This window comes from Mucilaginibacter sp. (assembly GCF_036568825.1).
Lineage (GTDB): Bacteria > Bacteroidota > Bacteroidia > Sphingobacteriales > Sphingobacteriaceae > Mucilaginibacter.
The window spans coordinates 1-9,864 of sequence record NZ_DATCRU010000096.1 but is presented as its reverse complement, the minus strand read 5'-3'; the positions used below and the strand labels follow the sequence as shown (position 1 = coordinate 9,864).

At 42.7% G+C, this 9,864-nt stretch carries 8 protein-coding genes and 1 pseudogene; 7 read left to right on the top strand and 2 right to left on the bottom strand.

From position 1 onward, the window contains the following. Nucleotides 1-570 (top strand): DUF3108 domain-containing protein (locus tag VIM89_RS21610; RefSeq protein WP_488158267.1); only part of this gene is annotated, 570 nt, incomplete at its 5' end. Nucleotides 571-688: 118 nt separating this feature from the next. Next, nucleotides 689-1,267, top strand: coding sequence for a DUF3109 family protein (locus VIM89_RS21605; protein WP_488158266.1), 579 nt, complete (start codon nt 689-691; stop codon nt 1,265-1,267). Here VIM89_RS21605 and VIM89_RS21600 read toward each other — a convergent pair. Continuing rightward, on the bottom strand, nt 1,258-1,779 hold the full coding sequence (locus tag VIM89_RS21600) for a DinB family protein (RefSeq protein WP_488158265.1): 522 nt from the start codon (nt 1,777-1,779) through the stop codon (nt 1,258-1,260). The genes VIM89_RS21605 and VIM89_RS21600 overlap by 10 nt on opposite strands. 208 nt (nt 1,780-1,987) lie before the next feature. On the opposite strand from VIM89_RS21600, the gene gmd reads away from it, so the two are divergent. From gmd to VIM89_RS21585, 3 genes are read left to right on the top strand one after another with little or no spacing between them, the layout of a single operon-like run. Beyond that, the gene (gmd, locus tag VIM89_RS21595; protein WP_488158264.1) at nt 1,988-3,124 is read left to right on the top strand and encodes a GDP-mannose 4,6-dehydratase; all 1,137 of its coding nucleotides are present in this window, start codon (nt 1,988-1,990) and stop codon (nt 3,122-3,124) included. Nucleotides 3,125-3,148: 24 nt separating this feature from the next. Further along, entirely contained in the window at nt 3,149-4,714 is a 1,566-nt protein-coding gene (locus VIM89_RS21590; RefSeq protein WP_488158263.1) for a capsule assembly Wzi family protein, read from the top strand. An 18-nt stretch (nt 4,715-4,732) separates the two neighbouring features. Further along, nucleotides 4,733-6,358: a gliding motility protein RemB gene (locus tag VIM89_RS21585; protein ID WP_488158262.1), complete on the top strand. Its 1,626-nt coding sequence runs from the start codon at nt 4,733-4,735 to the stop codon at nt 6,356-6,358. A 112-nt stretch (nt 6,359-6,470) separates the two neighbouring features. Here VIM89_RS21585 and dxs read toward each other — a convergent pair whose 3' ends face one another. After that, nucleotides 6,471-8,399 carry a 1-deoxy-D-xylulose-5-phosphate synthase gene (gene dxs / locus VIM89_RS21580; protein ID WP_488158268.1) on the bottom strand — a complete coding sequence of 643 codons (1,929 nt, stop codon included), beginning with the start codon at nt 8,397-8,399 and terminating at the stop codon, nt 6,471-6,473. A gap of 182 nt (nt 8,400-8,581) precedes the next feature. On the opposite strand from dxs, the gene VIM89_RS21575 reads away from it, so the two are divergent. Further along, nucleotides 8,582-9,319 (top strand): segregation and condensation protein A, encoded by a 738-nt coding sequence (locus tag VIM89_RS21575; protein ID WP_488158261.1) that lies wholly within the window; start codon nt 8,582-8,584, stop codon nt 9,317-9,319. Between the two features lie 149 nt (nt 9,320-9,468). Continuing rightward, nucleotides 9,469-9,864 (top strand): annotated as a pseudogene (glyA, locus tag VIM89_RS21570) (serine hydroxymethyltransferase); the annotation flags it as partial.

Sequence of the window (9,864 nt, the reverse complement as noted above, 5' to 3'; positions counted from 1 at the left end):
AAAACCGCCGGTACTTTTGATGTTTTTTATAAAGTGCGTAATCGTTACGAAAGTTATATCGATAAGAATACACTATTGCCCTATTATTATGCCGAGAACAGGCGCGAATCGAGCTGGAAGCATACCGATAAGGTAACTTTTGATCATGAAAAGAAAACGATAACTGCCGGCAAAGGAACATTCCCTTACAAAGGCGACCAGGTGTTCGACTTTGTATCAGCGTATTATTTTGCGCGGTGCCTGGATGTTTCTAAAATTAAGGTTGGGCAAAAATTCGATTTGCAATACTTCCTTGATGACGGCATCCATGCCATGAATATTACCTACGTAGGTAAGGAACGGATAAAGTGTGCGATGGGTACTTTCAATTGCCTGAAGTTTAGTCCGACGATTATTCCCGGCCGTATTTTCAGAAAGGATAGTAAGCTGTATCTTTGGATCACGGATGACAACAACCGTATCCCGGTAAAAGCACATGTAGAAGTGATAGTAGGCAGTTTAACAATGGAGCTGACATCAGCCAGTGGATTAAAATATCCGCTGAACCCGGTGAGTAAGGAAACCGATTAGTTGATTAGGTTGATTGAGTTGAATGGTGAGTGGTTCGCATAATCATTTAGAATTTAGGGTTTAGAGCTTAATATTCAGAATTTAGAGTTTAGGATTTAGAGTTTAGTATTTAGAATTTATGATCGAGGTCGGCAATGTTTTGGTGCACGAGGATGTGATAAAGGAGAACTTTGTCTGCAACCTGAAGAAATGTAAGGGCGCGTGTTGTTTGGAAGGTGATTCAGGTGCGCCTTTGAACCACGACGAACTACATATTCTGGATGAGATTTATCCAAAGGTAAAGCCTTTTATGACCGCTAAAGGGATAGCTACTATTGAAGAAACCGGAACTTATGTAACCGATTTTGAAGGAGACTATACCACGCCCTGTGTCGATACCAATAAAGAATGTGCCTATGTTACCTGGGAAAATGGTATCACCAAATGTGCCATTGAGAAGGCTTACGAGTACGGCGCTATCAACTGGAGAAAACCGATTTCTTGTCATTTATACCCTATCCGTATTACCAAATACCCCGAGTTTGATGTACTGAATTACGACCGCTGGAGCATCTGCAGCCCGGCATGCTCATTTGGCAATGAATTAAAAGTACATGTGCATGAGTTTCTGAAAGAACCGCTTATCCGTAAGTATGGTGAAGAGTGGTATAAGGAATTGGAGGAAGCGGTGGAGGCTTATAATTCGCTTCAACCTTGATTCAATAGTTTCACCAATTCCGTTATCCTAGCTAAATGATGATCATCATGTTCGGCCACAAATAGAAACAGATCCATCGTACACATAGGCGCTTTCAATCTTGGATGTAATGCTGACTTAAATATGGTTTCTTCGTCCAGGTTATCGATTAGATTTACAGTGTGTTCTCTTATCGCCCTGAAATCACTTAATAGCTTTTCTATTGGCTGCGAATTATGATTGGCTTCATCCGTTTTACGATTGGCCAGATCAGTTGGCCGCATCTCAATCTCTCCATTTTTGATGTCCTCTAATCTTCCCTGCCAAAGTGGTTCGAGGTCAATTAAGTGCCCGACATTTTCTTTGATCGACCAGGTATTGTCAACCTTCATCTCCAATATTTCAGCAGGTATGGATTTGAATTTTTCTTCCAGCCGCGCAGGTGTTCCCCTGAGGCGTTCAATAATGGATGGGAAGATATTCTGATCCTTGCTGAAATCGAAGCTTCGTTCAAACCATTTTACTTTTGCCATGGTCTATTGGATAAGTGTAGAACTAAGGTAGGCATGGATTTTTGATTGATAAACAAGCAGCGTAATTTTTGACCTTGGGGTGTAAATCTATGGTGTTCACGAATGTTCACGAGCGTTCACGGACTGTGAACGTGAACACTTGTAATCCCCGATGACAACATTTACAATTAAATTGGATAATATTGTAAGATAATCGTTACGAGAGCAGATGAAGACAGCATTAATTACCGGCATTACAGGACAGGACGGTGCTTATTTAGCCGAGTTCCTCCTGAAAAAGGGTTATATGGTGCATGGGGTGAAAAGGAGGTCGTCGTTATTTAATACGGACCGTATCGACCACCTTTATCATGATCCCCATGAGCCGAACGTAAAGTTCAAGCTTCATTACGGCGATTTGACTGATTCTACTAATCTAATTCGTTTGGTACAGGAAGTTCAGCCAGACGAAATCTACAATCTTGCCGCTCAAAGCCATGTGAAGGTGAGTTTTGATACACCTGAATACACAGCCAATGCTGATGGTGTTGGTACCCTGAGAATATTGGAAGCCGTGCGATTATTAGGCCTGACTCAAAAGACCCGCATTTACCAGGCATCAACCTCTGAGTTATATGGTTTAGTGCAAGCTGTTCCGCAAAGCGAGACCACGCCTTTTTACCCGCGTTCACCTTATGCTGTGGCTAAGTTATACGGTTACTGGATCATTGTTAACTATCGCGAAGCCTATAATATGTATGCCTGCAATGGTATTTTATTCAATCATGAAAGTCCAATACGTGGTGAGACATTTGTGACCCGGAAAATTACCCGCGCGGCCGCCAAGATTGTATTGGGTTTACAGAATTGCCTGTATATGGGTAACCTGTCGGCCAAACGCGATTGGGGGCATGCCAAAGATTATATCGAGGCCATGTGGCTGATGTTGCAGCAGGCTAAAGCCGAGGATTTTGTAATCGCCACAGGTGTTACTACCACTGTGCGCGACTTTATCCGTATGGCTTTTGCTGAATTGGGTGTTGAGATAGAATTTAGTGGTAAGGATGAGCATGAAAAAGGTGTAGTGATTGACATTGATGAGCAGCGAATGGAAGAATTAGGTTTAAACCGTGGTGCTTTGAAATTCGGTCAAACGGTAGTAAAGATCGACTCTAAATATTTCAGGCCGACTGAGGTGGATTTGCTGATCGGCGATGCTACCAAAGCGAAGGAAAAGCTAGGTTGGGTACCAAAATATGACCTGAAGGCATTGGTGGAGGACATGGTACAATCAGACTTGCACCTGGTTAAAAAAGATGATTACCTGAAAAAGGGTGGTTTTAAAACCCTGAACTATTTTGAATAATATAGCTGTTGCTAATTCCCCTATATGAAGAAACTTTTTACTTGTATTGTGCTGTTGTTGTTGGTCTGCTCTGCAAAGGCGCAGCTGATGTATCAGCCTTACTCTTATCAATTTTATCAAAAGCTGAATAACTCGGTTTATTCACCTTCCAATAATCTGCACACTTCGCTTAAGCCATATTTGATTGGAGATTCGAGCGCCATACGACCATTGTATGATTCGTTATTGATGCTCAAGGCTGATAACTCGGGCAAAAGCTGGTTATATCGCAAATTGTTCCGTCAGCATTTGATTGAAGTAAACGACAGGGAATACACTTTTTTCCTTGATTACCTACCCGACTTACAAATAGGCCGGGAGTTCAATGAACCTAAAACAGTGTGGCTGAACACCCGTGGATACCAGTTAGGCGGTACAATCGGTTCGAGGTTTTTCTTTTATACAAGCGGTTATGAGAACCAGGGAAAGTTTGCCAATTATGAAACAGACTATATCAATTCTGTTGGAATGATTCCGGGACAGGCCTTTGATAAAAGCTATGGTGCATCAACAAAAGACTGGTCGAATGTGACCGCTTTAATAGGTTATACGCCAACTAAATCCATATCAGTTGAACTAGGCGAAGACAAAACTTTTATCGGAGATGGTTACCGTTCAGTTTTATTATCTGATTATGCATCCGCGTATCCTTTGTTACGATTTAAAGCAGATCTAGGCAAGCGGATACAATACATGGCGATGTGGGCTTACATGGAAGACCAGTATGCCACGCAGTTTAATTCCTTCTCGAACAACCGCCGCAAATGGGGCGCATTCCATTATATCGACTGGAACATTACTAACCGGGCTTCGATCGGCTTCTTTAATGCGCTGATTGCCGAAGAAGCTAATGATGCGGGGCAGTATCATGGCTTTGACCCCAATTATGTTAATCCAATATTCTTTGTATCGTCGCTTGGGCATTCAAACCCCGCTCCTGACCATACCTTGTTCGGTTTTAACGGCAAATACAAGGTGCTGAATAAAACAACCATTTACGGACAGTTTTTGTATGACCAGGATTCGTCAGTAGGAGGAAGCAGCAAATACGCCTGGCAAGTAGGTTTCAGGGGATCTGACTTATTTAAGGTTAATAAGCTGAACTATTTGTTTGAGTATAATACTTCCAAGCCCAATACTTATGCAAGTCAGTATCCTATCGTGAATTATACCCAATTAAGCGAATCATTGGCTGATCCGCTGGGCTCTGATTATAAAGAATTGGTGGGTATTCTTAATTACTCCATAGGCAAATTTGATTTGCAGGGGCAGCTTAATTATGCAAAGTATGCAACTGTCACCGCGCAATTAACAGGTGGTACGGGAACGAATTTATCGCCGTTTATAACCTCGACCGGGCAGGCTACTACTATGAACACCCTCAAATATGCCGAAGGAACAGTGGCCTATGTTTTAAATCCGAAATATAATCTGCGGCTGGAGATAGGCGGTTTGGTAAGGCAGTCGACCAGCAGCATTGCGGATACAAAAACGGTGATGCTTATTTTCGGACTGCGGAGCACTTTCAGAGACTTATATCATGATTTTTAATTTATCAACCCCGGCATCATGAAACCTATTTACCACATATATAAAATTGTCTTTGTTGCAGTGTTGAGCCTGTTTGTGGCCGATTCGGCATTCGCACAATCGCAATATCAGCCTTATTCCTACGACTTTTACCAGAAGCTGAACTCGGACCTATACTCAACAAAAACCCGTGAGCATACTTCAATCAAGCCATTGATCATAGATTCTGCATTAAGATCACACTACGATTCTTTAATGAACTACGGCAATGATGGTAAGCAGCATAGCTGGTTGTATAATAAGATATTCAATGAACATCTAATCGATTATAAAGGCTCCAATTCTACATTTTATGGCGATGTGTTACCAGATGTTGGTGTAGGTCGGGATTTGTCGGGCAAGCTGAATACTTATACCAGTGCTGTTGGCTTGCAATTGGGTGGCTCGATTAGTGATAAGTTTCAATACAACGTAGCAGGGTATTTGAATAATGCCGTTGTGCCAGAATATTTGTCGACCTATATACAACAGGTAGGCATAGTTCCGGGACAGGCTTATGCGAAAACTTACAATGCCAACGGCTATTCATGGTCATATATCACAGCCGTAGTTTCCTACACACCGATAAAGTACTTAAATATTTCAGCAGGACGCGACAAGACTTTCATTGGTGATGGCTACCGGTCGATGCTCTTATCTGACTATGCTTCGCCTTATCCATTCCTGAAGCTGACAGGCACTTTAGGCAATGTGCGTTATATGGTGATGTGGACCGATATGAACGATCCGGCGTTTACTTCGCAATACGGCGCCGACAGGCATAAATTTGGTGTATTTCATTACCTGGACTGGAACGTGAATAACAGGTTTTCAGTTGGTTTCTTTGAGAATGTGATGGGTTTTTTTACGGATGATAATGGTGCAAAACGCCCTTTTGACTTCAATTACATCAACCCGATCATCTTCCTGAAACCGGTTAATAACTCTGCCGACGACCCTGATAAATCGCTGCTTGGCCTGACAGCAAAATATAAACTGACAGATGGTATCACCGCGTACGGCCAGTTTGCTTTAAATGAGTTTGTATCGAAGGACTTTTTCTCAAGTGATGGCGCTTCGGTCAATAAATACGGCTGGCAATTAGGTATACGCGGAGCAAACTTGTTTGGCGTTAAAAATCTAAATTACCTGCTCGAAAGCAATAATGCGAAGCCTTATACTTATTCAGCCAGGTCATCCATAGAAAATTATTCTGAAAACAGCGAGCCACTGGCGCATCCATGGGGAGCAAACTTTAGGGAGATTGTCGGTTTGCTTAATTACTCCTATAAACGCTTCGATTTTTCAGGTGAGTTTGATTACGGTCATTACGGATTAGATAGTGCAGGGATGAATTTTGGTAAGGATATCTTTCAGGTATATACTTCTCCTGCCAGGTTCTTTGGAAACTACACCGGTCAGGGCTTAACCACCAATATGTATTACCTGCAAGGCAAAGTGGCTTATCTGCTGAACCCGAAATATAACCTGAGAGTTGAATTAGGCGGAATATTCCGTCAGGAGCAAAACAGCGCGTTTAAGGACAAAACCACGATGATTACTATCGGGCTAAGAAGCTCATTCAGACAGATCTATAATGATCTGGCGAGCTATCGAAGCCATTAGAATGTGCAGATGTGCGAATGAGTAGATGTGCAGATTAGAAAATGTGCAGATGTGCAAATTAATTCAATCAATCAAAACCATCTGCACATTCTCGCATCTGCACATTCGCACATTAAGAAGCTATCGTGTGGGCACTGCGTTTGATGCCCATTTTTTTTACCTGTTCGGCTATTGCATTGGCATCATAACCACATTCGGCCCAAAGCTCTGGTTGTTCTCCGTGCTCGATAAATTCGTCAGGGATGCCTAAACGAACCACCTCAGCTGAGTAATTATTATCAGCCATAAATTCCAATATGGCGCTTCCCATGCCACCTTCAATGCATCCGTCCTCAACAGTAATTACCTTACTGAATTTCTGGAATACTTCATGCAGCAGGTTTTCATCCAACGGTTTCACAAAACGGATATCGTAATGTGCGGGGTAAAATCCTTCGCTATTTAATTCAGATGAAGCTTTAACTACTTCGTTGCCGATAGCGCCAATCGATAAGATAGCAACATCTTCGCCATCGCTTATTTTACGGCCTTTACCTACCGGGATGGCTTTTAATGGACGCTGCCAGTCGGGCATAACACCTGTGCCACGGGGATAACGGATCACAAATGGTCCCATATCATCCTGTTGTGCGGTATACATCAGGTTGCGCAGTTCTTCCTCGTTCATCGGTGATGATACGATCATGTTGGGTATACAGCGCATGTAAGCCAAATCATAAGCGCCATGGTGTGTTGGTCCGTCAGCACCAACCAATCCTGCTCTGTCAAGACAGAATACCACATTTAGTTTCTGTATTGCCACATCATGAATTACCTGATCGTATGCCCTTTGCATAAAGCTGGAGTAGATGTTACAGAAAGGAATCAATCCTTGTGTTGCCAAACCTGCTGAGAAGGTAACCGCATGTTGTTCGGCAATGCCCACATCAAAAGCACGGTCGGGCATAGCCTTCATCATCAGGTTTAATGAACATCCTGAAGGCATTGCAGGCGTAATACCCATAATTTTAGGGTTCTGCTCAGCAAGCTCTATAATGGTATGGCCGAATACATCCTGGTATTTTGGAGGCTGTGGTTTTTCGGATTTCGATTTTTTGATCTCACCGGTTATTTTATCGAACAAGCCGGGAGCATGCCACTTGGTCTGGTCTTTTTCGGCTAAAGCATAGCCTTTACCTTTTACCGTAACACAATGCAGCAGTTTTGGCCCAGGTATATCACGCAGGTCGCGCAATACTTTTACCAGGTGCTTCACATCATGCCCATCAATCGGCCCGAAATAGCGGAATTGTAAAGCCTCAAAGAAATTACTTCTCTTCAATAAAGTTCCTTTGATGCTCTTTTCGATCTTTTTAGCGATCTTGAAAGCATCAGGCCCCATTGATGAGATTTTCGTTAAAACAGTCGCTATATCATCCCTGAAACGGTTGTATGGTTTCGAGGTAGTAATGTCAGTCAAATATTGTTTCAATCCACCCACATTCGGGTCGATCGACATGTTATTGTCGTTCAATATCACCAGGATATTGGAGTTTTCGATACCCGCATGGTTCAAGGCTTCAAAAGCCAAACCGGCTGTCATTGCGCCGTCGCCTATTACAGCCACATGCTGACGATCGGTCTCACCTTTATATCTTGAGGCTACTGCCATTCCAAGCGCCGCTGAAACAGAAGTAGAAGAGTGGCCTACGCCAAAAGTGTCGTATTCGCTTTCGGCACGTTTTGGGAAACCGCTGATGCCTTTGTAAACACGGTTGGTGTGAAAATTATCACGTCGACCTGTCAAAATCTTGTGCCCGTAAGCCTGGTGGCCCACATCCCACACCAGTTGGTCATATGGCGTATTTAAAATGTAATGCAAAGCGACCGTCAATTCTACCACACCCAAACTTGCCGCAAAGTGACCGCCATTTACTGATACTACATCAATAATATATTGACGCAGTTCCTGGCAAACCTGTTCAAGTTGATCTTCAGTAAGTTGTTTTAAATCAGATGGATAGTTGATCTTTTGTAGTAAATCACCGGGCGTAACCTGCATTGACATCCTTATAGAAAATTTAACTTACAAAGTAAGGCATTAATTTTTAAAATACGTGAAAACATAATAATTCGATTCCCACAATGTTAGCAAAGTAGAATAAGTTGATAATTAATGGACAATTAGGTCTTCAGTTTTTATAACCTTTGCAGCATAGAATAGTTTAGGTTAATAGTGTTTTTATGACCGATAATAGTTTTGAAATAAAGTTGGCGCAATTTGAAGGTCCGTTTGACCTGCTCCTCTTTTTCATTGAAAGGGATGAGCTGGATATTCACGACATTCCGATTGCGAAGATCACCGACGATTTCCTGAACTATATCCACCAGATGAACAGCCTGAACATGGAGCTGGCCAGCGAATTTATCTTCGTAGCCGCCACCCTGATGCGCATCAAAGCCAAAATGCTGCTGCCGCGTTATACTGCGGAAGAAGATGGCGAGCTTGACCCGAAAGCAGAGCTGGTACGCAAGCTGATCGAATACAAAAAGTTCAAGCTGATTTGTGAAGAGTTGCGACCGATGGAAGAAGAACGCCTGAAACAGGAAAAACGCGGCAATATCATCTTCGATCTGCAACAGGTGGAGAAAACCGCAGTTCCAGGAGAAGAACTATCAGAACTGACTTTGTACAAACTGATGATGGTATACGATAAAGTAACCAGGCGTTTTGCCAGTCGTACCGAGGAGGTAAAGCACACCGTAGTTCAGTACCCATATACTATCGAGAAACAGAAGAAGGCCATCAATGAGTTGTTACTGATCAACAGTAAGATGGACTTTAAGGCCCTTGCCGGACACTCAGAAAACAAGGTGCACTTTGTATATAATTTCCTTGCAGTGCTCGAAATGCTGCAGCAGGAACTGATCAACATCCAGATCGGTTTAGGATACAATAATTTTTGGATATCTGTGAGATGAGGTGAAAGCCGAAGGTTAAAGGAGAAAGCTCTTTTTGGCCCCTTTAATCTTAACTGATCTCTGGTCACCGGTTAACTGATTACTAATTGAAATCTCACATCTCAAATCTCACATCTAAATGCTAATTTAGCGCCGTTTTTAAGCTGAACATGAAAAGAGACAAATTGATATTTAAGCTGTTGGATGAAGAACAGCAACGCCAGGAAGAAGGAATTGAACTGATCGCGTCGGAAAACTTTGTAAGCCGTCAGGTGATGGAAGCTGCAGGTTCTGTCGCAACCAACAAATATGCCGAAGGCTTGCCCGGTAAACGCTATTACGGCGGTTGCCAGGTAGTTGACGAGATAGAGACCATCGCTATTGAAAGAGCTAAAAAGCTGTTCAATGCCGAATGGGTAAACGTTCAGCCGCATTCAGGCGCTCAGGCTAATGCTGCCGTTTTACTGGCTTGCCTGCAGCCCGGCGATAAAATATTAGGTTTTGATCTTTCTCATGGCGGTCACTTAACACATGGTTCGCCTGTAAATTTCTCAGGTAAATTGTAC